General features: G+C 55.0%; 23 protein-coding genes. 19 read left to right on the top strand and 4 right to left on the bottom strand.

What is annotated here, in order from left to right; all coding sequences use genetic code 11:
• Positions 1 to 4: 4 nt before the first annotated feature.
• The 8 genes from CLV87_RS16195 (at position 5) to CLV87_RS16160 (ending at position 7,379) form a co-directional block, all read left to right on the top strand.
• Positions 5 to 859, top strand: a complete 855-nt coding sequence (locus CLV87_RS16195; protein ID WP_235871950.1) for a Gfo/Idh/MocA family protein — start codon at positions 5 to 7, stop codon at positions 857 to 859.
• The gene (locus tag CLV87_RS16190) at positions 849 to 1,514 is read left to right on the top strand and encodes a hypothetical protein (RefSeq protein ID WP_099247039.1); all 666 of its coding nucleotides are present in this window, start codon (positions 849 to 851) and stop codon (positions 1,512 to 1,514) included. The genes CLV87_RS16195 and CLV87_RS16190 overlap by 11 nt, the downstream gene beginning before the upstream one ends.
• Position 1,515: 1 nt before the next feature.
• Complete coding sequence (locus CLV87_RS16185; protein ID WP_099247037.1) at positions 1,516 to 2,706, top strand: Gfo/Idh/MocA family protein; 1,191 nt, start codon at positions 1,516 to 1,518, stop codon at positions 2,704 to 2,706.
• Between the two features lie 117 nt (positions 2,707 to 2,823).
• A complete protein-coding gene (locus CLV87_RS16180; protein WP_099247035.1) occupies positions 2,824 to 3,738 on the top strand; it encodes a sugar phosphate isomerase/epimerase family protein in 915 nt (304 codons plus the stop codon).
• Entirely contained in the window at positions 3,719 to 5,128 is a 1,410-nt protein-coding gene (locus CLV87_RS16175; protein ID WP_099247033.1) for an aldehyde dehydrogenase family protein, read from the top strand. Before CLV87_RS16180 ends, CLV87_RS16175 begins: the two co-directional genes overlap by 20 nt.
• Positions 5,128 to 6,921: a thiamine pyrophosphate-binding protein gene (locus tag CLV87_RS16170; protein ID WP_099247031.1), complete on the top strand. Its 1,794-nt coding sequence runs from the start codon at positions 5,128 to 5,130 to the stop codon at positions 6,919 to 6,921. The genes CLV87_RS16175 and CLV87_RS16170 overlap by 1 nt, the downstream gene beginning before the upstream one ends.
• Before the next feature lie 48 nt (positions 6,922 to 6,969).
• Positions 6,970 to 7,161, top strand: a complete 192-nt coding sequence (locus CLV87_RS16165) for a hypothetical protein (protein WP_133840811.1) — start codon at positions 6,970 to 6,972, stop codon at positions 7,159 to 7,161.
• Complete coding sequence (locus CLV87_RS16160) at positions 7,146 to 7,379, top strand: universal stress protein (protein WP_099247029.1); 234 nt, start codon at positions 7,146 to 7,148, stop codon at positions 7,377 to 7,379. The genes CLV87_RS16165 and CLV87_RS16160 overlap by 16 nt, the downstream gene beginning before the upstream one ends.
• 555 nt (positions 7,380 to 7,934) lie before the next feature.
• Here the strand turns inward: CLV87_RS16160 and CLV87_RS16155 are convergent.
• Positions 7,935 to 12,806, bottom strand: coding sequence for a DEAD/DEAH box helicase (locus CLV87_RS16155; RefSeq protein WP_099247025.1), 4,872 nt, complete (start codon positions 12,804 to 12,806; stop codon positions 7,935 to 7,937).
• 595 nt (positions 12,807 to 13,401) lie between these two features.
• Here CLV87_RS16155 and CLV87_RS16150 point away from each other — a divergent pair.
• Together CLV87_RS16150 and CLV87_RS16145 are read left to right on the top strand one after the other, a co-directional pair.
• Positions 13,402 to 14,040 (top strand): hypothetical protein, encoded by a 639-nt coding sequence (locus CLV87_RS16150; RefSeq protein WP_099247023.1) that lies wholly within the window; start codon positions 13,402 to 13,404, stop codon positions 14,038 to 14,040.
• A gap of 17 nt (positions 14,041 to 14,057) precedes the next feature.
• Positions 14,058 to 14,342, top strand: a complete 285-nt coding sequence (locus CLV87_RS16145) for a hypothetical protein (protein WP_099247021.1) — start codon at positions 14,058 to 14,060, stop codon at positions 14,340 to 14,342.
• Between the two features lie 49 nt (positions 14,343 to 14,391).
• Here CLV87_RS16145 and CLV87_RS16140 read toward each other — a convergent pair whose 3' ends face one another.
• Genes CLV87_RS16140 through CLV87_RS16130 form a run of 3 tightly spaced genes read right to left on the bottom strand, consistent with a single transcriptional unit; the run spans position 14,392 to position 17,321 of the window.
• Complete coding sequence (locus tag CLV87_RS16140) at positions 14,392 to 15,963, bottom strand: CHAT domain-containing protein (protein ID WP_133840810.1); 1,572 nt, start codon at positions 15,961 to 15,963, stop codon at positions 14,392 to 14,394.
• Positions 15,964 to 16,776 (bottom strand): hypothetical protein, encoded by an 813-nt coding sequence (locus CLV87_RS16135; protein WP_099247017.1) that lies wholly within the window; start codon positions 16,774 to 16,776, stop codon positions 15,964 to 15,966.
• A gap of 20 nt (positions 16,777 to 16,796) precedes the next feature.
• Positions 16,797 to 17,321 carry an FHA domain-containing protein gene (locus tag CLV87_RS16130; protein WP_099247015.1) on the bottom strand — a complete coding sequence of 175 codons (525 nt, stop codon included), beginning with the start codon at positions 17,319 to 17,321 and terminating at the stop codon, positions 16,797 to 16,799.
• 20 nt (positions 17,322 to 17,341) lie between these two features.
• Between CLV87_RS16130 and CLV87_RS16125 the strand changes: the two genes are divergently transcribed.
• From CLV87_RS16125 to CLV87_RS16085, 9 genes are all read left to right on the top strand, one after another.
• Positions 17,342 to 17,542 (top strand): hypothetical protein, encoded by a 201-nt coding sequence (locus CLV87_RS16125; protein WP_099247013.1) that lies wholly within the window; start codon positions 17,342 to 17,344, stop codon positions 17,540 to 17,542.
• A 1-nt stretch (position 17,543) separates the two neighbouring features.
• A complete protein-coding gene (locus CLV87_RS16120; RefSeq protein WP_099247011.1) occupies positions 17,544 to 17,804 on the top strand; it encodes a tail protein X in 261 nt (86 codons plus the stop codon).
• A complete protein-coding gene (locus CLV87_RS16115) occupies positions 17,801 to 18,793 on the top strand; it encodes a phage late control D family protein (RefSeq protein ID WP_099247009.1) in 993 nt (330 codons plus the stop codon). Before CLV87_RS16120 ends, CLV87_RS16115 begins: the two co-directional genes overlap by 4 nt.
• Positions 18,780 to 19,316, top strand: a complete 537-nt coding sequence (locus tag CLV87_RS16110; protein ID WP_099247007.1) for a phage baseplate assembly protein V — start codon at positions 18,780 to 18,782, stop codon at positions 19,314 to 19,316. The genes CLV87_RS16115 and CLV87_RS16110 overlap by 14 nt, the downstream gene beginning before the upstream one ends.
• Before the next feature lie 269 nt (positions 19,317 to 19,585).
• Positions 19,586 to 19,957, top strand: a complete 372-nt coding sequence (locus CLV87_RS16105) for a hypothetical protein (RefSeq protein WP_133840808.1) — start codon at positions 19,586 to 19,588, stop codon at positions 19,955 to 19,957.
• Positions 19,958 to 20,104: 147 nt separating this feature from the next.
• A complete protein-coding gene (locus CLV87_RS16100) occupies positions 20,105 to 20,578 on the top strand; it encodes a GPW/gp25 family protein (RefSeq protein ID WP_208293345.1) in 474 nt (157 codons plus the stop codon).
• Positions 20,575 to 21,714, top strand: a complete 1,140-nt coding sequence (locus CLV87_RS16095) for a baseplate J/gp47 family protein (protein ID WP_099247003.1) — start codon at positions 20,575 to 20,577, stop codon at positions 21,712 to 21,714. Before CLV87_RS16100 ends, CLV87_RS16095 begins: the two co-directional genes overlap by 4 nt.
• Positions 21,707 to 22,108, top strand: a complete 402-nt coding sequence (locus CLV87_RS16090) for a phage tail protein I (RefSeq protein WP_099247001.1) — start codon at positions 21,707 to 21,709, stop codon at positions 22,106 to 22,108. Before CLV87_RS16095 ends, CLV87_RS16090 begins: the two co-directional genes overlap by 8 nt.
• Entirely contained in the window at positions 22,071 to 23,006 is a 936-nt protein-coding gene (locus CLV87_RS16085; protein WP_166652769.1) for a phage tail-collar fiber domain-containing protein, read from the top strand. The genes CLV87_RS16090 and CLV87_RS16085 overlap by 38 nt, the downstream gene beginning before the upstream one ends.

The following is a 23,006-nucleotide window of genomic DNA, read 5'->3' as shown; positions in this document are numbered from 1 at the left end:
GCTCATGCCGACATCACGCGGGCTGAGGCTGGGCAATGCCCCCGACACGTTTCTGGGCGGGCGTTGGCAAACCGTGCGCCGTTTGATCGACGAGGGCGCGATTGGTCGTCCGACCGGAGTCTTTGCTCATGTGGGCACACACGGTACGGAACGCCATCACCCGAACCCGGATTTCTACTATCAGGCCGGAGGCGGGCCGCTTTTGGACTTGGGCCCTTACTACTTAACCGCCATGGTATTCTGCCTTGGCCCCATCGCGCGGGTGGCGGGCATGGCAAACCGGGCCTTTGATCGTCGCCAGATCGAAAACGGGCCCCGCAATGGTGAGTGGATGGATGTGCAGGTTGATACCCATTCGCTCAGCCTGATCGAGTTTGAAACCGGGGCTGTTGGGTCCATGACCATGAGTTTTGACATCTGGGACAGCGAAACCCCACGGTTTGAGATTTATGGCGAAGATGGTGTGATCTCGATCCCGGATCCCGATCCGGTTCATGGCGCGAATGATTTTCACGGCCCGGTCTGGCTGCGCACGCGCGAGACCTCGCGCTGGTCACACCAGCCTCGACCCACCGGGCGTGACGATTGGCAAGTGGTCAAGAACCACCATGGCTTCAACGAAAACAGCCGGGGTTTGGGCTTGCTTGATCTGGCGTTGGCTGTGCGCGAAGACCGCCAGGTGCGGGCAAGCGGTGAACTGTCTTTCCATGTGTTTGAGGTGATGGATGCCATCGCTCGAGCCCCCCACGAAGGGCTTTACCAGAGTATTGCCAGCACGTGCCCTGTGCCCGAACCGCTGCCCGAAAACTTCCCGGCCAGTGAAGCAACCCAGACAAAAGAGCCTGCCAATGCCCATTGAAACCGTCACCATCGCTGAGCCATTTTTCGGCATGCGGCACGTCGTGGATGAGAACAAATATGACGTCACAGACCGTGCGATTGTTCTGAACGTTGCAGAGCGCCCCATTCGTATCGAGGACCAAACCCTCGCGCCTCTGCAATCGGCGATCTTCGCCAATGTCACCTTGCGTGACGTTGATCGCGCCGTGGTGGTGGACCGCTTCGATGATCATGCGGATGACGCATCCCTTTGCGCGGAGGTGCGCATGGCTTGGCCCTCGGCCTATGAATTGCGTGGAGAAGAGCGGCTGCGCGGTGTCGAGCACTACATGTCGCCCAAGGTCTTTGTCGGCAATATCGGCCTGACCATGTATCACTCGGCCTCAGTGCCGCTAAATGTCGGCCTGCATAAGGATCACCCTTTCTGTCCGGTTCCGGGCTTCCGCGAGGTGCACACCCAGATCGTCGGGTTCGGCAAGATGCAGCAATGCCGAGAACGCGATCCGGCCACGCTTTACCTAGAAGAGCCGATGGCTCCAGGCATGACCCATCGCCCGATGTATGACGCCCAGGGCAACTATCCTTGGCACCAATATGAAACGACCACGCCCAGCATTTTTTTGGCGCTGGAAATTCTGCCCGAGGGGGCAGAGATCCCGAATTTGGGAGGATAAGATGACCGAGAGACTTCTGCCAGAAAACTTGGATTTCAATGGGCCGTTTCCGCCTCTTTCACGCCGCTTGCGCCTTGGTGTCGTTGGCGGGGGGCGTATTTCAGACACTCAGGCGACCGCCGCACGCATGACCGACCGGTGGGAGGTTGTTGCGGGTGCTCTGTCCTCTGATCCTACGCGGGCAAAGGCGCGCGGGGCGGAGTGGTTTTTGGATACTGATCGCTGCTATGCCTCGTTCCAAGACATGGCACAGGCCGAGGCCGCGCGCGCGGATGGGGTGGACGCGGTGATGATCACCACGCCCAACCACCTGCATTTCCCCGCCGCCAAAGCGTTTTTGAACGCCGGCATCGATGTCATCTGCGACAAGCCACTGACCAACGAGGTGGACGAGGCCACAGCGTTGATCGACCTGACGGAACAATCCGGGCAGGTGTTCGGCGTGGGCTATGCCATGTCCTGCTTTCCGATGATACGTCAGGCGCGCGAGATCGTGGCCGAAGGGCGCATTGGCAAGATCAACCAGATCCATGTGGAGTTCCTGCAGGACTGGATGACACCCGACGACGTGGCCGACGCGCCGCATGTGAAATGGCGGCTTGATCCGAAGATCTCGGGGCCGACGAGCTGTGTGGGTGACATCGGCACCCATGCCGCGCATCTGGCAAGTTTTGTCTCAGGGCTGGAGATGAGCGATCTGCGTGCCGAATTCCACGTCTGTGGAGCACCTAAATCTCTCGAGGATACAGCGTTTATGTTCACGCGTTTTCAGGGAGACGTGCCCGGGACGCTGATGGCCACCCGCCTTGCGCCGGGTAATCGTGGTGGGTTGCGGCTTCGGATCTATGGGTCCGAGGGCGGTCTCGAATGGGATCTTGAGAACTCCGAGCAACTTCAATTCTATCGCTTTGGCGAGGCAGATCGGGTGATCAGCCGGGGGCAGGGCCATGGGGTCAGTGCGGCCACCGAACGTCTGATCCGCACCGCGCGCGGATTCCCCGAAGGGATTATCGAAGCCTGGTCCAATCTCTACACCGAGTTCGCCATGGCTGTGGCGGCACGACGTGATGGGGTGGTCCTTCCCGATGGTTGGGTGAGCTTTCCCAAAGTGGGCGAAGGTGCTGCCGGGGTGCATTTCATCGCAGCATCAGTGCGGTCAAATGAAAAAGGCGGGGCATGGGTCGCGATTTAACCCATATCGACAGTCAGATCGGATTGAAATCATTAATTGATATTTTGATAAATATCAGATATTTTGAATCACGTAGGGTAAACCTGCGACTCGCTGATTTCGTCCGGAGCCCCTTACATGCCCGACACTGCCCAACTGGCTGATGAGACACCGCTGTATTCGTTGGCCCATTTGACCTTAATTGGGGCATCGCCGCCCGAGCTGGTCTATATCGCCGCCCGCGCGGGCTATGACGCTGTCAGCCCGCGTTTCATCCCGATGAAAGTCCCGGGGGAGTTTACGGAAACCCCCGTGGACAAGGCGCAAGTGCAGGCCACGAAAACGGCGCTGGCCTCAACCGGGTTGAAAGTACTGGATGTCGAACTGGCCCGTATCACCGAAGATGTGGACCCGCGCAGTTTCGAACGCGCCTTGGAGTTGGGCGGAGAGCTGAGTGCCAAGCGGATGATCATGTCGGCATGGACGCCGACCCGTGACGATCGTAACTTTCTGGTCGATGTCTACGCCGAAACCTGCGATTTGGCCGCGCCTTACGGCATCACCGTTGATCTTGAATTTCCGTCTTTTTCGCGGCTGCGCACCTTGGACGAAGCGTTGGATATCGTGCGCGCTGCGGACCGCCCCAATGGTGGCATTCTGGTGGACACGCTCTATCTGCACCTGAGCCGTGTTGATCTGGGCGAGCTTTTGCACGTCCCGTCCGAGCTGTTCCACTTCCTGCACATCTCGGATTGCTTGCCCGGCATCGCCGACACGCGCGAAGGGATGATCCAACTGGCCCGCGACGCGCGGCTTTATCCAGGCGAGGGCTGGATTGATTTTGCGGGCATCATCGAACGAATGCCCCCGGTGGATTATTCGATCGAACTGCCCAACCAAAGCCGTGTCGTCGAACTTGGATATGAAGAACACGCGCGCCGTTGCCTGCAACACGCGAAACGAACTTTCGGCGAGGCGCGCTCTCAGCGCCGGATGCCGGATGCAGTTACTCTCCAACATAAAGAGGATCATCATGAGCAAAGAGCTCACTGACGCGGATCGCCAACTGGCGGCCGACATGCTAGCGCGTGCGCGTGCCGCCATGGCTGAAATCGAAGACTGGTCGCAAGAGCAACTGGACCGCCTGAGCCAAGCCATTGCCTGGTATGCGGGCAATGAAAAAACCTTCACCCGCCTTGCTGAGCAGGGCGTTGATGAAAGCGGTATTGGCGACCGCGCCGGACGTCCCGCCAAACGTTTCAAAATCCAGATGGTGCTGCGCGATGTGCTGCGCACCCCGTCGACCGGTATTGTCGAAGTGGATGAAGAGAAGGGGCTGGTGAAATACGCCAAACCCGCCGGTGTGATCGCCTCGCTTATTCCGATGACCAACCCAGCAATGACGCCACCGGTCACCGGCGTATCGTCAGCCAATGCGCGTAATGCGGTGATCTTCTCACCGCACCCACGCACAGCCCAGACCACATGGGAAATGACCGAAGTGATGCGCGCGGCCTGTCGTGCCGTTGGCGCGCCCGAGGAACTGTTCCAAGCGATCCGCAAACCGTCCATCCCATTGACCCAGCACCTAATGGAGATCTGCGACCTGACGCTGGCCACCGGTGGCAAGCCGATGGTCAAAGCGGCCTATAGCTCGGGCCGTCCGGCCTATGGCGTGGGGGCTGGCAATAGCTCGATTGTCATCGACGAGACTGCTGATCTAGACATCGCTGCGATGAACACCCGCATCTCGAAAACCTCGGATTTCGGCTCGGGCTGTTCGGCTGATGGCAACATTATCATCCAGAAGTCGATCTATGACGACATGGTCAAGGCGCTTGAAGCCGAAGGGGGCTATCTGTGCTCGACCGAGGAAAAAACGATGCTTGAGGCCGCGATGTGGGACGAGAAAGGCAATCGTACTTTCCCGACCATCGCCTGCCGTCCACAGCAAACTGCCGAGGTCGCTGGATTTTCGATCCCTGAGGATCGCAAGTTCCTGATGGTGGAAAATCAGGGCCAAATTGGGCCAGAACACAAGTTCTCGAAGGAGAAGCTGACCACGCTGATGGCGCTCTATCACTTTGAGACCTTTGATGATGCGCTCGACACTGTCAGCCAAATCTATGCCACCGGCGGCAGGGGGCATTCCTGCGGGATCTACTCGCATAATGACGAGAATATTGACCGTCTGGCCCGTCTGGCCCCGGTCAGCCGCATGATGGTGCGCCAGCCGCAATCCAAGGCCAATGCCGGCGCTTGGACCAACGGCATGCCGATGACCAGCTCGCTGGGTTGCGGCATCTGGGGCGGCAATATCACCAACGAGAACGTCACCATGAAACACATGATGAACTACACATGGGTCTCGCGCCCCATCGCCGAAGACCGCCCTTCGGAAGAAGAGCTGTTTGGCGAATTCTTTGGTCAGGAGGTCGCGTGATGGATGGATCGAAAGTAGACGGCAAAACGGTTGCCGAACATATCGTCGACTTTCTGGAACGGCGCGAGGTCGAGCATGTGTTTGGCCTGTGTGGTCACACCAACATTGCGGTTCTGGCGGCGCTGGCCGAAAGCCCCATCGACTTTATCACCGTGCGTCATGAACAGATCGCCAGCCACGCGGCGGATGCTTATGCACGCGTGACGGGTAAGGCCTCTGTGGTTTTGTCACACCTCTCTCCCGGTTTGACGAACTGTGCCACTGGGGTCGCGAATGCGGCACTCGACTGTATCCCGATGGTGGTGATCGCGGGCGACATTCCGACCCACTACTACGGCAAGCACCCGCACCAAGAGGTGAACCTGCATGCGGACGCGGCGCAATGGGAAATCTATCGCCCTTTCGTGAAGCGCGCCTGGCGTGTGGACCGGGCGGACCTGATGGCCGAGATTCTGGAAAAGGCGTTCCATTTGGCAGAAAGCGGTCAGCCCGGTCCGGTTCTGGTCAATGTGCCTATGGACATCTTCTCGGAAGTGATCCCGTCGGAATCGTTTGATCGTATTCTCGACAACACCCGCGCGCTGAAGAAGCCGTCGATCGACGACGAAACGGCACGCGAGATTATTGAGAAACTGGCCCAAGCAGACAACCCGGTGGCCTATGTGGGCGGTGGTATTCTGTTGGCTCAGGCCAGCGAAGAATTGCGCGAATTTGTCGAACATATGGGCCTGCCGGTTGCGCATTCCCTGATGGGGAAGGGCGCATTGCGTGACGATCATCCACTGGTCATGGGCATGACGGGCTTCTGGGGCACTGAGTTGGTGAACCAATCCTGTCTGAATGCGGATTACGTCTTTGCCGTGGGGACGCGCTTTAAAGAGGCTGATTGTTCGAGCTGGTATCCCGGATACACTTTCAACATTGGTGGCAAGGACGACACCACCAAAGTCATCCATATCGATATCGAGCCGCAGGAAATTGGCCGCAACTACCCGACCGAAATCGGTGTGGTGGCGGATGCCAAGGCAGCGTTGCGCGTGCTGACACGTGTGGCGAAAGAGATGTATCCCGACGGTTTCCCGCGCGTTGAAAAGAAGGCCGAGATTGCCGGTTTCCGCACCAAGTTCAAAGCCTCGAACACCGAGATGCAGACCTCGTCAGCCTTCCCGATGATGCCGGAACGCATTTTGGCGGATGCTCGCAAGGCGCTGCCTGAGGACGCAATCATCACCACGGATGTGGGCTGGAACAAAAACGGGGTCGGGCAGCAGTTCGACATTCTGACCCCCGGCTCAATCCTCACCCCTGGTGGTTTTGCCACGATGGGCTTTGGGCCTCCGGCAACGATTGGGGCCAAGCTGGCCGCGCCGGATCGCGTGGTGATCAGCCTTGTGGGTGATGGCGGGTTTGGGCAGAATCCGTCCATGTTGGCAACGGCAGTCGAACTGAATCTGGGTATCATTTGGCTGGTGATGAACAACAACGCGTTTGGTACCATCGCGGGCCTGCAAAAGGCCCATTACGGGCTGACCTATGGCACGACTTTCCCAGGAACCGCCGCGGCACCCACGAACGGGCCGGGCTATGCCGAGATCGCGCAGGCCTATGGGGCAGTCGGGGTCCGGATTACGTCTGCGGAGGAATTGCTTCCGGCGCTAGAGGCGGCGATTGCCAGCGGTAAGCCCACGGTTTTGGACGTGCCGATGATCAACAATCCGACACCGACGACGGGGCATTGGAACATCCTCGATATCTACTCGCCGGACAAGGACGTGTCACACGTCTCAACCTAAGATCAACGGCCGGGGCCCGGTGCTCCGGCCTTCAATTGAGGAACCTCCATGTTCAATACCTTCCTCGTTCCGGTCGCTCTGGATCACACCGAGACGCTCGCGCGAAAGCTGGACGTCGCTCGTCAATTGTGCGGGCCAGAAGGCCGCATCATAGCGGTTTCGGTGTTCGAAGATATTCCGACCTATGTCGCTGAATATGCCCTTGTTCGGCCAGACAGAAAAAGATGGTCGCAGAAATAAAAAAGGCGCTTGATGAAGCGTTGGCTGGCCGCGACGAAATTGAACGCGTCACACTGGCAGGCAAGCCTGGTGTGGTGATCGTTAACTACGCCGATGAGATCGGCGCGGACCTGATCATATCCGGTGCCAGCCGTCCTGGAAGCGACGGTTATGCATTAGGAGCAACTTCGTCACGATTGGCGCGCCGCGCGCCGTGTTCAGTGCTTGTCATTAGATGACATGAAAGTGTGATCGCTGGTCGGTACGATCTGACAGGAGTAGTTTAAAATTTGGATTAGGGAGCAGGCTTCTCAGAGCTTTCATTGGAAGTCTCACCGTTGTTTAAGGTGAAGGTCGCCGACTCATTTTCGCAGCCAGAGCACCAGCGGAGTTTGTAGGCAACCCAGATAGGACCCATTCGCAAAGATCGAATTCCGAAATGCTCGCGCGGCCGAAAACAAACGGAACTTCGTCCCTTTACAAAAGTTTCTGGTGCCCGGGGGCTGATTTGCGAAACACATTCCCACGGCTGCTTTCTATTCGATAGATCGTTGTATTTCAACAAAAACCACTGCGATTCCGGCTTCAAAGGCATCGCGTTTCGACCAGTTTTTGTCCAGAAACAACGGAGATATTGGTCTCTCGTGATCTTCGATGGCAATCGCAAGATATCGCTTCTTAAATGCGGCTCCCAGATGTATGGCAACATTGCGGTTCAAGCCAAACGCCTTGCTCGATGGATTTTTTGACCAGCGGCGCTGATCGAGGCACCGGATGTTGGCCCCATACATTGGTTAGAACTCGCCAACCTCAATGTACTTGGCCCACGCCTCAAAAATGGCCTCCGGGAAAGTGTTCTTTCGAAGATGAGGTTCCGAAATGCCAAACAGTTCTCGAACTCCGATCGGAACCTTTTTGTCAGTTCGTAAGATTGCCTGCAGGTATCCTGAGACATCAACAACGAAGTTGCGTGCGCAGAGACTCAGTACGATGCCGAACGCAGCCGGCGAAAGACGGCAGCCTCCGGCTGCGTGGCCGACAGAGCCCGTCGTCCACGGAAAATCGACAAAAAGTCGATGGGCCCCACCAGGGTCTTCAGCCTCCAATGAAGCATTTTCGTCAAAGACGAAGTGGGCGTCGACTGACGCCGTTCTTGAAGTAATTACACGCTCTTTGTTCGAAGGATCTAGTGTTTGGTTGAAGACGTCTATTCCAATGCCGGAAAATGTCTCTCTGAAAACAACACGAGGTTCCCCGTCACTTCCAGTTGGTATCTCCGTTTCCTGTGTCTCTTTTGTCGGGAAAACTTCGAGACTAACGCTATCTTCTGCTATGCTCGTGCTGAGGAGGGCCGTGATCTGAGCTCTCGAGTAGTCCCAGTAACTCTTTGCCGTTTCCTCGTTAATTCGATTCAGGCCGCTTCCTGAAGCTAGGTAGTTGAACTGCCGCGATATTTCTTGAAAACTCTCGTCGATAAACTCGCGCACCTGTCGGGTGGTAGCTAATATCTGTTTTTGGTTCAGTCCAGAGCTTTCATCTAAGCTGCCTAGCGCTATAGATGCCGTGGTATTCTGGCCGGAGAGTAAGCTGTGTGCTGCAACTCTATTTAAGGGAGGACGCTCCCTCTTGTTTTTGAAGAGCAACGGGATTGCTTTTTCCGAGCATCCAAATCTTGCCCGATGCACAAACCGGACCGCATCGAAGGTTGAGCTAGGTGGTAGAATTAATTCCCCTGAAGTGCGGATAAGTGAAATCAGAAACAGAATCTTCCACGTTAGGTTGTCTGCGAATGCCTCAAAATTGAACACAGATGACTCAGTTTTTGTGGGGGCTGTTCCGTAAAGTCGCTGCACTTCACCAATCACTTCGCCCAAGGAGGCCCCAGATATCCAGTGCAGAAAGGCAAGATAGAGCCTCAAGCAAGCGTCATGCGCAGCCTCCTCATACCTACCTTGTTCACTTACAATTGGTTGGTTCGCAACAGTCCATTCTAGGAAAGCATTGGAGACGTGTACTAGTCGATTAGCATCTTCTTCGCTTATCGCTCCCATGGCACTGAGCGCTTCAGAGGTCCTAATCAATAGATCATTTCGGTTTTCGACCGGGTTCCAGTCCATCGCGTGGCTGAACTCGGGTAGCCGCAACAGATACTGTCGGTGAACTTCGGGTTGAAAGAACACGGGAAAAACCGCCAGTTCGAAAGGCAAAGAACGCTCAAACCTCCCTGCCCAAAAATCTCTAAGCTCAATGACTGCCCGTCTTAGCTGACTAACCGTCGCAATCTCTGTTCCGGTGTCGATCGTTGAACTTCCCAAAGCCGTTATCTGGTAGCCACCTGTTCTTGGTTCGCGCACTAAACCATATCGGTCAGATTTTGCGCTCTGCAGAATTTGACGTGCGGACGTAGCCAGATGCGTTGCACGTTGTATTAGTACCTGCTGCGAACTATCGCTGCTTTCTCCCTCGTGCGGCTCACATTTTTCCCGGTAGTAAAAGGTTTTGCTCAGAAACTCTTGGTTCAGTTCATCATCTGTACAACCCACTTTCTCAAGAAACCCGGTTTCGCTTTCTGAACCTCCTAAAAATCTTAAGCCGTCAAGTACCGTACGCACAAAGGGATAGCTGAACCGTTCCACTGCATTGGAAGAAGACTCCGCTCCAGTCTCGCTTTGTGTTGAACTTGCCGTAGGAACCAAAGACTTTGCCATCTTTTGATAGTCCAGTGCAATCCTCGTGTCAGCGCGGTGAAAAAGTTGGCTACTTATTGATGGCTGTCGTACGTAAAACTGCTCGAGAACAGCCTCAAATGACTTTTCGTCTTCTGGATCAAGATACCAATAGACCCGTGCAGACCCGTCCCGAGTTGCCTGTCCAAGACGTCCCGCCCTACCTGACATATTCACAAAGTCGCATCTCGAGAGCAAAATAGGCTTTGGTCTGCGTGTTTGAATTCTCTCTCCCTCAGGAAACAGAACATTAAACAGTGCAACATCGGATACCCGAAGATTAACACCGTAGCTTAGTGTTTCTGTCGCAACTATGATCTCCGACCGGCTTGTCTCATCTAGCGCTTTTCCAAGGTAGGTTTCAAACGACTCTCTAACAGATTGTGGTACGTCTGCGTCGTGAATAAAGACGCCCTCGATCAAACACCTTCGCAAGTCCTTAACAAATTCCGTCTCCTCAACTTCATCTAGCGAAAGTGCCACCTCGGCGAGGCCGTCTTCGTTGGGCGAAAGCGCCAGAACTCCGCTGTCGAGCGTCTGAAAGGTCTTCTTCGAGATCTTATTCTTCAAGAACTTTGCGACCTCCACGACTTCATACTTTGAGTTCATGAATATAAGCAGCCGCCGACCGGTTGGGTTTTGCGCATACCAATGATCTATGAAGTCATGATATTGATCCCACCTCTGCTGTCGTCTATCGATTTTTGCGGCTTCGCCTATCCTTACAACGCCTTTCTGGAAAATCGCGTGTTGACCGGACAAATCGTCGGCAGCTTCTTGCGTCAACGACAATTGTTCATCCGTTTCAAAAGACTTGACTGCGAACAACGGTAATGACTGTGCGTCGGTTCGTCCCGGAAAGAATGCTGAATGTTCCACGCGCATCGCGCGACTAGTATCAGAAATCACGAGCGGGTAGACTGTATCTAGCGTTTCATAGTCTGTGTACGAAAGGTAATCTCTGAGCTTCGAACTAGCTCCTTCCGTCGTAATAACCACTAAGCGCAGGTGGTTGCCTTCGTCGACGCTTTCTAACCGTCTTTCTTTCTCGCGTTTTATCTTCGCGAGCAGAGCTTCCAGTATCGACCCACGATGTAAATCCTCTATCATATGGAATTCATCGATGATCACCAAATTAATCTTCTCGAACAATTCTTGGCTGGCGCTAAGTATGACATTTGCTTTTTCATAAACAGTGCACGCAATGTTAAATTCTCCACGGATTAACGCTCCGTCGGAGGCGTTGTCATCTCCAGTGGAGACGATCACTGGATCGAAACTATCTCTGCCTAGAGAGGCCGAAGGGTACTTTTTCCGCCAGCTCCTCGCCTTTTCTTGCGCTAGAGCCTTTGTTGGCGCCACGTACAATACGCGGGTGCGTGCAAACTCATTTGGTCTAGCCAGTCCAAATAGCGTTTCTGCCAGGGTTGTCTTTCCGGACGAAGTTCCTCCAGACAGGACAACGTCTTTGAAACCACTTTGCAGCAAGCTCTGGCGCTCGTCCCAGAATTTTTTTTGCAGCGGTGTGAGAAAAAAGCCTGAGTTCTGCCGGAACTGAGGAAGCCCTTTCAAGTTGCTGTAGTGAAGAACATTTTTCGACCAAGTCCAATCCATGAGGTCTTCCAAGGTTTCCCGCCAAGGATAACTGTGCGCGATTTCAATCGTATCATTCTCTTCATGGCTGACACTTCCCGAACTGGAAACGGTGGGTGAACTCTCGACCGCGTCGACGATGGATTTGACTGCGTCGGACCAGTTCGGCCACTTTTCTCGGAGCAAGTCGCTCAGTCTTTGGGCATTTGCAAACGTACGCTCGTAGTTGGCGGAAGCAGCGATTAAAGTCTTTTCCAATTCTGCGATTAGTTCGCTCCTGGATGCTCCATCAGTGTCGACGCTCAAAATGTAGTCCTTGGCCTCTTCTCCAAGCAATTCAATTGCATCAACAAAAAATCCGGAACTCCGCGATACCACGGTAGGCACGCCAAATGTGCAGGTTTCAAGAAATGTAAGGCCAAAGTTTTCATACCACGAGTTCAAAAGAACAAACGCGCACCGATCTAGGGTATCCTTTAGTCGGGATTGGTCAAAGTCGCTAATCTCTTCAAATGGCAGTTCACGCAAGTTCGCCTTCCAAGTGCCTTCCAATTTTGACTTAACATCATCTAGAACTGGCTCTGCTCCACGTGAACCAATAGCAGTGAAAGTTACGTCGTCTGTTGCCAGTTCTGAGATGTGCCCGCTGGAGCGAGCGGAAGCCCAAGCCTCTGCGGAGATGCTGATTTGCTTAATTGTATCACTTTTCCGATCTAGCCTGCCGAAGGATGCTGCGCTGAAGCGCGTCGATTTTGTGGCTCGGCTTTTGATGTTCGGCAGGCCCGGATAAAGAAAGTTGATTTTCTCTGCGGATTTTGGCGAAAGGTATTTGAGGTACTCAACAGAAAAAGAACCGACTGAGAAGATCAAGTCAGATTGTTCGATAAGTTCTCTTTGATAGTTTTCTTTACGCTCAATATCGGTATCAAGAACGCCTTTGCGGGCCTCACTTCGACCATACGCACTGTGAAAGAGTGTCGCGATCTTTGCTTCAGAGAAGTACTCTCGAAGCACCGGAATAAGTTCGCGCCCAAATATATCATTTACGATCACCAAGTCAGGCTTGAACCGCTTGCTCAAGAGCTGAGGTATGGCGGCGCGTGCCTCTATTCTAGTCCAATGTCCCAATTGGCTCGCGTCAACGTCATCAACCACTCTGTCGTCTGGCGTTATAACCGTAAACCCGTACTTCTCGCCGTCACTCACAAGCTGCTGTGTGCGAACTTTGTAGAACGCGCACACTTCGTGATCTCCGGATTGTGCTAAAGAATGCACCAGTTCTTTGGAGCAGACATCGATCCCACCGGTGGATGACCCCCAAAGCGTCGAGAATATCGCAATCTTCAATTTCCCCTCCCTAAAAAGCTACTAACGATTGTTCCATCAATGAACCCCAAGGTCCACAACTCATACTATTGCGGCGGGGCGGATCCTTCTTTCCGGCGACTCGCAGTCGCTTAGTTGGGCACATGGACCTGATTACAAGCGCCATTTTCCTTAGATTTAGGGCGGACTGCGGCTTCTTGGTCAAGGCGGGTTCAGACAATCCATGGCTTCTGATGGCCTCACCCTCTCTCCCAAAAGTAGGGCTGGCCCATGACAAAATGGCCTTATAACAGTGGCTTAAGATTCTTTGTCTCGCTCAGTTGGTGTTCATCGATTATTGAGAAGTGAGCAAAAATAGACATTCGTTGCAAGCTGACGCCGATGCAAACTGGGTCTCAACCGCCAGTCTCTGCGGAGCGCCAGAACGGCTGGTTTTGAGAGACATCGTGAGACGAGATTCGAGTCCCGAAAGCGGAACCAATTTGGCTGGAGTTTCTGGACACAAGGCCAGAGGTCGTCCATCTCTCGGGTGATTGGTACTTTGACGTGTTTCCGTCCGGGGACGGCAATGCGTCGTTTGTGTAGTTAATTGGGCAGGAAAGCAAAGGATACCACCATGCTAGACATCCCCGAAATCGCCCCCCGCATCACGCCCAAGAAAATCCTGGATGACCCGAGTGTTGGCCTCGCCGAACAACTCCGCCAAAAACTCCGGTTCCTGATTGTCATTGGTATCTTCGGTCGGGGCGCGACGCTGCACACGATCTGCCGGCGCATGTATGTCACCAGCACGTTCGATGAACCACAGAGGAACAAGACGACTGGCGAGATGGAACTTGTCGAAGTAATCAACGACGTATCTGCCTATGATCGGATCGACAACATCTGTCGGAGCGCCAACAAGCCGCTGATCCAGGCCGAACTCGATTTCCTGCGACAATGCTTCGAACGGGTATTTGGCAACAACGCGATGGCCGCGATTTCCGATGAAATGCTGCTGAAAGGTTCGATGTTTCAGATCTTGAGTTCGCTGCCTGGGACGTTGACCGAATTCAACTGGAGTGACATCGACCCGATTCTGGCGCTGCGGGGATTGCCGAAACCGACAACAAGGAACCGTGGTTCGAGATTGAACGCTGCGAGGGGCGACGCTGGACCGAACAGGATGGCGGTGTCAAACCTATCCTGCCTGACAGTGGTGCGGAGATCCTTCCGACCGGGTCGGGATACCGTTTGTATCTGGATGCTGAGGTAGCACGGGAACGGCCGTTCGTGTTCGAGTTCTTGGATGCCGGGGAGGGCAATACAGATGATGGTCGGCCAGTTCGGGCGCAGTTGCTGCCTTTGCCCAAACGCGCTGACGATGGCGAAGGCCCTTGGCGCATTGCCAAGCATCTGAATCGTCCGCTGGAAATGGGAAAGACCGAAGGCCGTTTCGGATTCTGTGCAGTTTCAGGGCTTGGGTTGGCTATCGAAGAAATGTTCCCCGAGGGTTTCAATCCGAAGTGCATTTCTGACGCTGATCTGCGTGTACTGGTCGGTTGTATCCTGGACTAGGCAACGAGGGCCAGTTCACCTCTGATCGGTATCTATCGTTATATTCTGGTCACGCCCGATGCAAAACAAACCCGGCCCAGAAATAGGCGTGGCTGAACGGAGGCAGGTCCGGGTTCTGCCAATTGCCATCGAACGATGAAAAACGCATGGCGCCGGTGCTCGCATCCTCCAGCGAGGCGTCATCGGCGTTACGCAGCCATAGCTGGGCTCGTCGCAATGACTCGGCGGTAGAACAACCGGATTTCAGTTCTAGATAGAACCGGGTGATAAGCAAGCGCGTGGCCACATCATCTACAGGCCATTGCGTGCCTATAACGGCGCTCGCTCCAGCCGCGAGGAAAGCCATAGGCAATCCGAAGGTTTCGTGCGGGAGGTTTGCGAAGTCAGACAATCCGGTTTGACATGCCGCCAGACAGACCAGTGGGCCACCTTTCAGTTTGGCGTTTTCAAAAAACCAGCGAGCCGTAAGCAACTCGTCGTCCGCGCACCGAATGCCCACACCCTCAAGGTGGTCAAAATCGTGCTCGCCATGGGTTGTAAAATGGATACAGTCAAAGGCCTGACCTTCTCCGAGCACAGCCTGAACATCACGGCGAACGGTACAGGTCACGACTTCCTTGGCGAAAGATTGGAGCATTTTGGTTTCTGCTTTGGCCTCGGTTAGTCGCGCATCTACAACGTGCAAAACCCTGTCCAGTCGCGGTTCGTGTGCGACGAACTGATCAGGGCCATGCGCAATCGCCGCCTGTTCGATCAAAGCAGACCCTTGCGGACCAGGGAGTTGCAAGGCAGACACTGGAACGGTGCACCAACCGCCAAAAGCAAAGACGACGATTTCTTTGTAGTCTGCATCATGAAGGTCGGTGAGCACAGGCCCAAGCGCACCTGAAGCTGCAAGAACCCATTCTTCCAGCAAATCAGCAAATTGGCCCGTGCCGCCGGGTTGGCGCAGAGCCGACATGCCGGAGAAGAACCCGGGGCGCAATTCGTCGATGGCTTCGTTCCAAAAATCCTTGCCAACGCTCTCAAGTTCATAGAACGTGCAAGACTCGCCGGCCGAAACCAAGACCCCGCACCAGTCCGGGGTCACGGGATTTAGCAGGTATAGTTCTGCCACCCCTTCCGGGGTTTGGAAAACCGCAGTTTCACTGCCAATGAGGCGGGCAAAGACACGTCGGGCAAAACGCAGTCCCGCAGGCGGGCCAGCCTCGCTCAGGTATCCCAGAATCCCCAGGTCCGCAATGAAGCTCAAACGGGACAAATACTCAGCTTTCTCTGCGAAAGATTCAGCCTGTTCCAGAACATTTGTGACATGTTTCAGCGAGGATTCGGCAGTACTGATCATACGCTGAGTATCACCTGTTACCGCCCCGAGCAGGCCGGAAAGCTCCTGCCACCGCAGCCACCAGGTGAGCGTTTCCAAAGGATCAAGGTTGCTTTGACTAGCCTCCAAATCGGCTTCCACATCGACCGAGCGATTGTGGTCTGCGTATTGGCACAGATCCAATACCAGTTGCGCTCTTGCCAATCGCAACGCCTGCTCGACTGGCAAGTTGCCAGCTGTAACTGCCAGTGCAATACTTTTGTCCAGCAGAGCTTCGGCCTTGGTGTAATTTGACACTCATCGTCGACCTCCCCGGTTCTGTAGAGCTTTGGCGTAGGTGACGAGGATCGTGGTCTTCAGCTCCAGATGGATATCGGTATCGACGAAAGCCGTGGCCTTTCTGGCGCAATAGATCGCGTTGCGGCTGGCTTTCGGATCCCCCAAAGTGCGCAAGCGATTGAACGTCACAGCTAAATCGAGATTTCCCTGTGCGCATCCAACCTTACTGCCCATACGTCGGTGCACCTTCAATGCCGCACGAAAGGCGGTTTTTGCCTGCGTGTGGTTTTCCCTTGGATCGCCCTCGGCTCGATCAAGATAAGCATTGCCAAGCAGGGAATGAATGTTGGCAAACAAGACTGGGTTAGCGCGCGGATTCACCAAACCACGCAAGTCCTCCAGTTCAACAATCGCATTCTCGCCGGCGGCAAATCGGGAGATTCCCACCAATTCGGAGTTGGCATAGGCCCGGAAATAGCGAGCTTCCAGTTCCGCCTCGCGGTCGGGGATTGCCGCAAACAGCAGTATCGCCTCCGACAGGCAGGTGATGGCTTCTTCCAGCACCGGGTCGCGGTAGCCGCTGCCCTCCTCAGTCAGGGCGGCACCATAGCCAAGCAAGGCATCAGCACGAAATGGATCGTGCACGCCCGGCGGGAGCAGATCCAGAGCTGTGCGAAAACAAGTCTTGGCCGTCAACCCCGACCACAGATCCAGATCGTTGTCGGCGATAAACTCGCCGACATGAACCCAGGCTGCCGCGGCCTGAGGCCCGAGGTTCGAGCGCGCAATCTGTAACTGCTCATGCGCTTCCTTTTCGTCTCCGGGCTCCAATACCGCGCTCCTCTCGCCACTCAGTTACTGCCGATGTTTAATTCATGATCGGCCAGTCGTAGTTGAATGGGCTCCGCAATGGTCGGCATGTCAACCCAAGCCTCCTTCAACTGATACCATTGTCCTTTCTGCAGGATCAGAGTCGGGTTGCGTCCGACGTGTCGCAGCAACGGTTTGCCTTGCGACGGCAGGATCTCGAGATGCCGACCCGATACGACCGGTGAAAGGCCGGGCATGTTGTTGCGACCAAGGACGATCGGGACACGATCCTTGAGTTCGACACCATAGCGCGGTCCGGCGGGCAGAAACTGGATCTTCAATTGGCTGACCGTCTGGAGAATGAAGATGGCCGCACCGCAACCCGGGCAATTAACGGTGGTCTTGTCCGCTACGAAAGCCTGCCCGCAGTCATGCACCCAGCAGTTGTGTAGAGCCCGGATCAGAGCGCGACGCCACTCGTCCGGCCCCGGTCGGGCCAAGGGATCAAGGCTGAACCCGCGATCGAACAGATCGATCAGCTCCTGCCCCAGTGCCGCTGCTTTCACAACTAGGGAGCTTTCAGGGCGTGCGCTATGTGGTCGAAGGGTTGGATGTGACCGTGCAAAAGGCGACGCCAGGCGGGCGCATTACCCGTCTAGAAGCGACCCTTTCCCTGATTGAAGCCCCGGTTGGCAGTCTCATAGGCCACTTTGAGCGGCTGGCCCAGGCGATTGCGCCTGGCGTGAGCCTTGGCGCGGTGAACAATCCGCTGATCCGTGGGGGCTGATATGGCAGATGGCGGCTATTTGGAACACAAAACCGTTGCCGGTGATCGCTGGGACATGTTGGCTTGGAAATACTATGGTGATGCGTCCAAACAGACGATTTTGCTTGAGGCCAACCGGGAGCTGTATTTGGAGCCGATCCGGGTTCCTGATCTGATCTTAGCGCCGGGCATAACGTTGAAAGTGCCGGTGCTCGAGGCCGAACAGGTGGCGCTGGAAAGCGATTTGCCACCTTGGAAGCGCGGCGGGGGAGGTGAGCCATGAGTGGCGTTCCGGCCCCATTTTTTGAGCTGATCTATGAGGGCACCGACATTTCCGCCGATATCAGCTCTATGGTGACAGAGGTCAGCTACACCGATCATCTACATGGCAAAGAGTCAGAAATGACGGTCACAGTGCATGACAAGGATGGGCGGTGGAAGTCTAGCTGGTATCCAGAGATTGGCAGCAAAATGCAGTTGACGATCTTTGATGCTGAGCAGCGAAAACTGCCCTGTGGCTTGTTTGAGTTGGACCAGCCCAATGCCTCGGGTGGGCGTGACGGCGACTTGATGACAATCAGCGGGTTGGCCGCGCCGGTGACAAAGCCGCTAAGAACGCAAAAGACGAAAGCCTATGAGCGCATCAATCTGGCTGATGTGGTTCATGAAGTGGCGGGCCGGGTTGGTCTTGGCGTCATGGGTGAAATCAACGACTTGTTTTTTGAGCGCATCACTCAGCGCCGCGAGCGCGATCTGGAATTTCTAAAGCTCTTAGCTAATGAGACCGGGCATTATTTCAACCTGCGTGGCGACTTTGTGGTGTTCACCAGTTTCAAATCTGTTGACGGTCGAAAGGCCTCACTTGAGATCGCGAAGGCTGACGTAATCAGCTATGATTTCTTCTTTGAAAGTACCGGCACCTATTCCAAGGGCGAAGCAAAATACCTTGACCAAAACAAGGGCAAGCTGACCCGGTATGAAGAGGTAGACCCGAATATCACCACCGGCGATGTGCTCAAGATTTCCGGCGAGCGGTTGGAGGGCCTGGCTCAAGCCGAAGCGCGGGTGAAATCGGAGCTGCATCGCGCCAATCGTGGCAAGTTTTCCGGCTCTTGTGACCTGGTCGGAAACGCTCTGGCGGTTGCGGGCAATACGGTCAATCTGACTGGCTTTGGGCGCTATGACGGCAAGCGGCTGATTGACAGCTCAACCCACACTCTGTCGCGTGACGGTCATGAAGTTTCTTTGGAGCTGGTCGATGCGCGCGCGTGAATATGAGGCCAATAACACAAATAAGCGCGGCATTGTGGTGCAGCGAGACCCGGTTAAAAAGCGGGTGCGGGTTCAATTCGAAGATGAGGACGAGGTGGTCTCTCATTGGATTGATGTTCTGGCCAGATCGGGCGGAGAAACCGCGACATTCATGATGCCCAATAAGGGTGATGAGGTGTGGTGCGCCCTGGACGCCAGGGGCGAGGCTGGGTGTTTGATCGGGTCTCGATACAATGACCAGAGAAAACCGCCTTTTGGCTCAAATGACGATATTGGGCTGGTTTGGGACGGCGGGGCTGTCCATGTCAATAAGGCCACCGGCGCAGTGACGGTTGAGACCAATGGGCCGGTTTCGGTCAAGACGTCCGGGGCGCTGGTTTTGGACGCTGAGACAATCACGCTGAAAGCGGATGCCGTCAAAATTGATGCGGATGTGCTGACAAACAAAGACGTCAATATCGGTCATGATCACAAGCACGAAGATGTCATGTCAGGAAGCTCATTGACTGGTGAGCCGACATGAGTGAGCAATGTGTGAATTTCTGCATATAGTAGTTGGTCATCATTAGGAACTAGGCTTTCGCGCAGAATCAGTTCAAGTTCGCTTTGACCGGTTTACGCCGCTGTTTCAATTAACTAAAATCTTGAAAAAAAATGAGGTGTGTATTGAGGCGGCCACTTTTTTCGAACCAGAAATTTCCATTTCGTCGGTTCATTCTCACTTTGTCAAAACGTCCGTTTTTGTACTTCTTGTGCGCTGAAGTTCTAATTTTAGGCCACTGGGCAGAATGTGTGTTTGGAAACGACTATTTTAGCCGATCTGGTGCGGTGATTGCATTGCTTGCGTTAGCCCTGTTGTGGTTGTGGCTTCACTATGGGAAAGCTCTCGAAGTCACCGAGGTTTATGTCAAAAACATGCAGAAGCAATCTTCCATAGGCAAAGACGGAGACTGGAGCACCAGACTTAATCGCTTGGCTCGCCAAAATCCTAATATGCCGCAGAGACATTTACTCAGCATTGTAGCGAGTGAGTACATCGCAGTCACTGAAGGTCCTAAATTAACTGCCGATCTCAGAGAAGTCACACACTCGTTGGGGATTTCTCAAATTGAGGTCGCAGCAGTTGGTACAATCATTTGGGCATTTGGCGACCTATTTGTGTAAAAACATGGGGCCACGCCGTCTCGAATACCAATAACTGTAAACAAAGTTTCTTTTGTGGAAACCCTTGGTGACGCTGCAACTAGGATCTTCGCCTGTAACAAACCAACCCTTAGCCGTCGGCTGATTTTTCAGCGATCTAGCGCGGACATGTGTCCGCCTTTTTTGTTGGGCCTGCCTGCCTATCACCTTTGTATGCAGGACAAATACGACATTCCTTTTAAGCACTGGTCGCTCAAAGTTGGGCGCGCTGATCCGCAAACGGGTGAGCGGCCAGTGTTTTGGGGAGAAATTGTCGCTGGGTTGGGTGATCTGACCCAAAGCATCACAAACCTTATTTTGACCCCGCTCGGATCGGTGCCAACCGAGCCGCTCAAAGGGTGCGATTTGCAGCCCTATATTGACCGTCACCCGAATATTGCCATCCCGCAAATTCAGCGGGCGATTTGGGATGCAATTGCCATGTGGGAGCCGCGCGTCACGGTTTCTGTCGTGCGGGTTTATGAGGCCGAATATGCGCGTTTGGTGGCGGAGGTTCATTGGCAACCCGCTGCCGGTGTCCTGGATGATCAGCAAATTTTGACCATGCCATTGGTGGCGGGTGAGGAGCGTTTGGCCTCATGAGCTTCATGCCGACCACTCTCACCTTAGAGCAACTGCGCGCCCTGCCGGTTCCCAATTTTGGCCAGCGTGATTCCATTGCGATCAAGGCGCAGTTGATCGCCAAATTCGAGGCGATTTCCGGGCGCAAAATGTATCCGTCGCAAACGGAAAGCTTTGTCATTGATTTGATGACCTACTCGCTGGCGAATGTTGGTGAGGCGATCCAGACCGGCCTTTTGCAGAACCTAGCTATCTTTGCCCAAGGTGAGCACTTGGACCGCATTTGGGCCAATGTCGACACCTATCGCCTGCTGGCACAATTCGCGCGTTCTGAAGTCATGTTTTCTCTGGCAGAGGCGCATCACCAGGCGGTGATTGTTCCGAAAGGAACGCGGGTTTCGGCAGGCCCTGAGCTGGTGTTTCGCACGGATGCCGAATTGGTCATTCCGGCTGGAGAAGTCGCCGCGCCGGTCGCCGTAACTGCGGTCGGTGCGGGTGTTGCCTTCAATGATTTGCAGATCGGCCAAGTTGACGATTTGCTTGACCCGATTGCCTATGTTGAGAGCGTGTCGAATACGCAGATCACGGCTGGCGGCTCGGAGCGAGAACGGGACGGGGCGTTTCGCGCGCGGGTTCTGAATGCCTTTGAGCTGGTCACGCGAGGCGGCTCACGGCAGGCCTATCGTGTCCTGGTCAAGGCCGTGCATCCCGACATTGTTGACGTTGAAGTGACACGCCCGCAGCCTGGTCATATTCACATTTATCCCCTCATGAATTCAGGGGTAGCTCCACAGGCGATTGCGGATGCGATCCTTGCCTATCTGGACCCGGAAACCATGATCCCGATGGGGGATTACGTGACCATTCATGAAGCGGTTTCGCAGGTCTTTGATGTGAACATGACGATCCGCGTGGCTCCTGGTTATCTCGCCTCTGTTGAGGCTGAAAAAGAGCAGCGTTTGCGGGCGAAGTTTGACGAATGGGGGCAGGTGTTGGGGTCTCAGGTCTCCCCGTCTGCTTTGAATGAAGCAGCGCGCGCCATGGCCGGTGTGGTCGGAGTGGATGGCCCTGACTTCGAATTCACAGATCTGCCATCGACGCATTTCGCGGTGATCGGGAATTTCAACGTGTCAGTGGTTGAGGCTCCCAATGTCTAAGTCGCTGATCCCGCTTTCTCTGGTCCCCCCTGGTATCAATGATGAGCGCCAGCGCGCCCTGGTGCAGACCTTTGGCGAGATGTTGGCCGAGCTGGATTTGACCAAGCTGAGCCTAGTTGCCCCCATGACCGTTGACGCCCGTGCCTTGCCGTACCTGGTCCGCGCGTTTTCGGCGCAGGAATTCGTTGATCCGAATTTCCCGGAACATGTTCAGCGCCGCATTCTGAGTGAGATTTGGCGGCTCAAATCCTTGCAGGGATACACAGCCGGTGTGCGTTTGGGGCTGCGCCTATTGGGCATGCAGATGCGCATCACTCAGTGGCATGACATGCAGCCCATGGGCGTGCCGAATACCCATGAAATCACCTTTTCCGGTGGGCGAGGCACTGTTTGACGAAAACGCGGTGCTTGGCCCACGCACCTTGAGTGCGGCGCGGCGCATGATCGACGTGACCAAGCGTTGGTCGCAGGAAAGTAGCGTCCGCGTTGGCGTGAATATAACCGGCGGCATCGGTGTCACAGCGGCGGCGCAAGCGCTGCAAGTGGCGCGCGGACGTGGTCAGGCCAAGCGGCCATCCGCCTTTGCAACACCTTTGCGCCTGGTCACAGCGGCGACAACGCTGGGCGTCACGCGCGCGAAAGGGGGCGCAAAACGCCCCACCGGGTTCAAATCCGGGCTGGGTGCCACTTCGGCGGTGCAGGTGATCGAAATCCACAGAATTACGGCAAAGGCAGCGTTAGGACACATGTCACATTTTATCCAACCGGTAATCACGGATGCAGGGCTAAACGCCATTCTCTCTGCAAGTTCTCAGGGGCTGGAAGGCAACATCACCCATATGGCCTTTGGCGACGGGGGCGGCGCTGGCTATGAGCCTGGAAAGGGGGCGGATGGGCTGCGCAATGAACGCTTACGGGTTGCCGTTGGCGGCGGCGAACGCACCGGGCCAGCGACGATCACGGTGCAAGGCCACCTGCAAGCGTCGCCGGAGTTTTGGGTGCGCGAAGTCAGCTTTGTTCTGGATGATGGCACACATCTGGCCATCTGGTCGGATGAGACCACGCCGCTCATGTTCAAGACGGCAGCCGGGGAGGTTGTGGTGGCGTTCACGTTGGCCTTGTCAGGCTTGCCCGACAATTCCGTCAATGTGGTTGCGACCGGCCCGGATGTGAAAGTGATCTTTGATCATGAGTTCGCGCTGATCATCGCAAACCAAGCCAAAATCACCCGTCAACAATTCCATCTGGCCGAAGGGTTCCGCAAGGAACATGGCCGCTATCCCGGAGCGTAA

Source organism: Pelagimonas phthalicica (genome assembly GCF_004364805.1).
Taxonomy (GTDB): Bacteria; Pseudomonadota; Alphaproteobacteria; order Rhodobacterales; family Rhodobacteraceae; genus Pelagimonas; species Pelagimonas phthalicica.
This window is presented reverse-complemented; position numbering and strand designations above follow the sequence as displayed.

What these genes read in the sequence shown, in the direction of transcription:
- CLV87_RS16195 (WP_235871950.1), top strand. Translation starts at nt 5, where the DNA reads ATGCCGACATCACGCGGGCTGAGGCTGGGCAATGCCCCCGACACGTTT.
- CLV87_RS16190 (WP_099247039.1), top strand. Translation starts at nt 849, where the DNA reads ATGCCCATTGAAACCGTCACCATCGCTGAGCCATTTTTCGGCATGCGG.
- CLV87_RS16185 (WP_099247037.1), top strand. Translation starts at nt 1,516, where the DNA reads ATGACCGAGAGACTTCTGCCAGAAAACTTGGATTTCAATGGGCCGTTT.
- CLV87_RS16180 (WP_099247035.1), top strand. Translation starts at nt 2,824, where the DNA reads ATGCCCGACACTGCCCAACTGGCTGATGAGACACCGCTGTATTCGTTG.
- CLV87_RS16175 (WP_099247033.1), top strand. Translation starts at nt 3,719, where the DNA reads ATGAGCAAAGAGCTCACTGACGCGGATCGCCAACTGGCGGCCGACATG.
- CLV87_RS16170 (WP_099247031.1), top strand. Translation starts at nt 5,128, where the DNA reads ATGGATGGATCGAAAGTAGACGGCAAAACGGTTGCCGAACATATCGTC.
- CLV87_RS16165 (WP_133840811.1), top strand. Translation starts at nt 6,970, where the DNA reads ATGTTCAATACCTTCCTCGTTCCGGTCGCTCTGGATCACACCGAGACG.
- CLV87_RS16160 (WP_099247029.1), top strand. Translation starts at nt 7,146, where the DNA reads ATGGTCGCAGAAATAAAAAAGGCGCTTGATGAAGCGTTGGCTGGCCGC.
- CLV87_RS16150 (WP_099247023.1), top strand. Translation starts at nt 13,402, where the DNA reads ATGCTAGACATCCCCGAAATCGCCCCCCGCATCACGCCCAAGAAAATC.
- CLV87_RS16120 (WP_099247011.1), top strand. Translation starts at nt 17,544, where the DNA reads ATGGCAGATGGCGGCTATTTGGAACACAAAACCGTTGCCGGTGATCGC.
- CLV87_RS16115 (WP_099247009.1), top strand. Translation starts at nt 17,801, where the DNA reads ATGAGTGGCGTTCCGGCCCCATTTTTTGAGCTGATCTATGAGGGCACC.
- CLV87_RS16110 (WP_099247007.1), top strand. Translation starts at nt 18,780, where the DNA reads ATGCGCGCGCGTGAATATGAGGCCAATAACACAAATAAGCGCGGCATT.
- CLV87_RS16100 (WP_208293345.1), top strand. Translation starts at nt 20,105, where the DNA reads ATGTGTCCGCCTTTTTTGTTGGGCCTGCCTGCCTATCACCTTTGTATG.
- CLV87_RS16095 (WP_099247003.1), top strand. Translation starts at nt 20,575, where the DNA reads ATGAGCTTCATGCCGACCACTCTCACCTTAGAGCAACTGCGCGCCCTG.
- CLV87_RS16090 (WP_099247001.1), top strand. Translation starts at nt 21,707, where the DNA reads ATGTCTAAGTCGCTGATCCCGCTTTCTCTGGTCCCCCCTGGTATCAAT.
- CLV87_RS16085 (WP_166652769.1), top strand. Translation starts at nt 22,071, where the DNA reads ATGAAATCACCTTTTCCGGTGGGCGAGGCACTGTTTGACGAAAACGCG.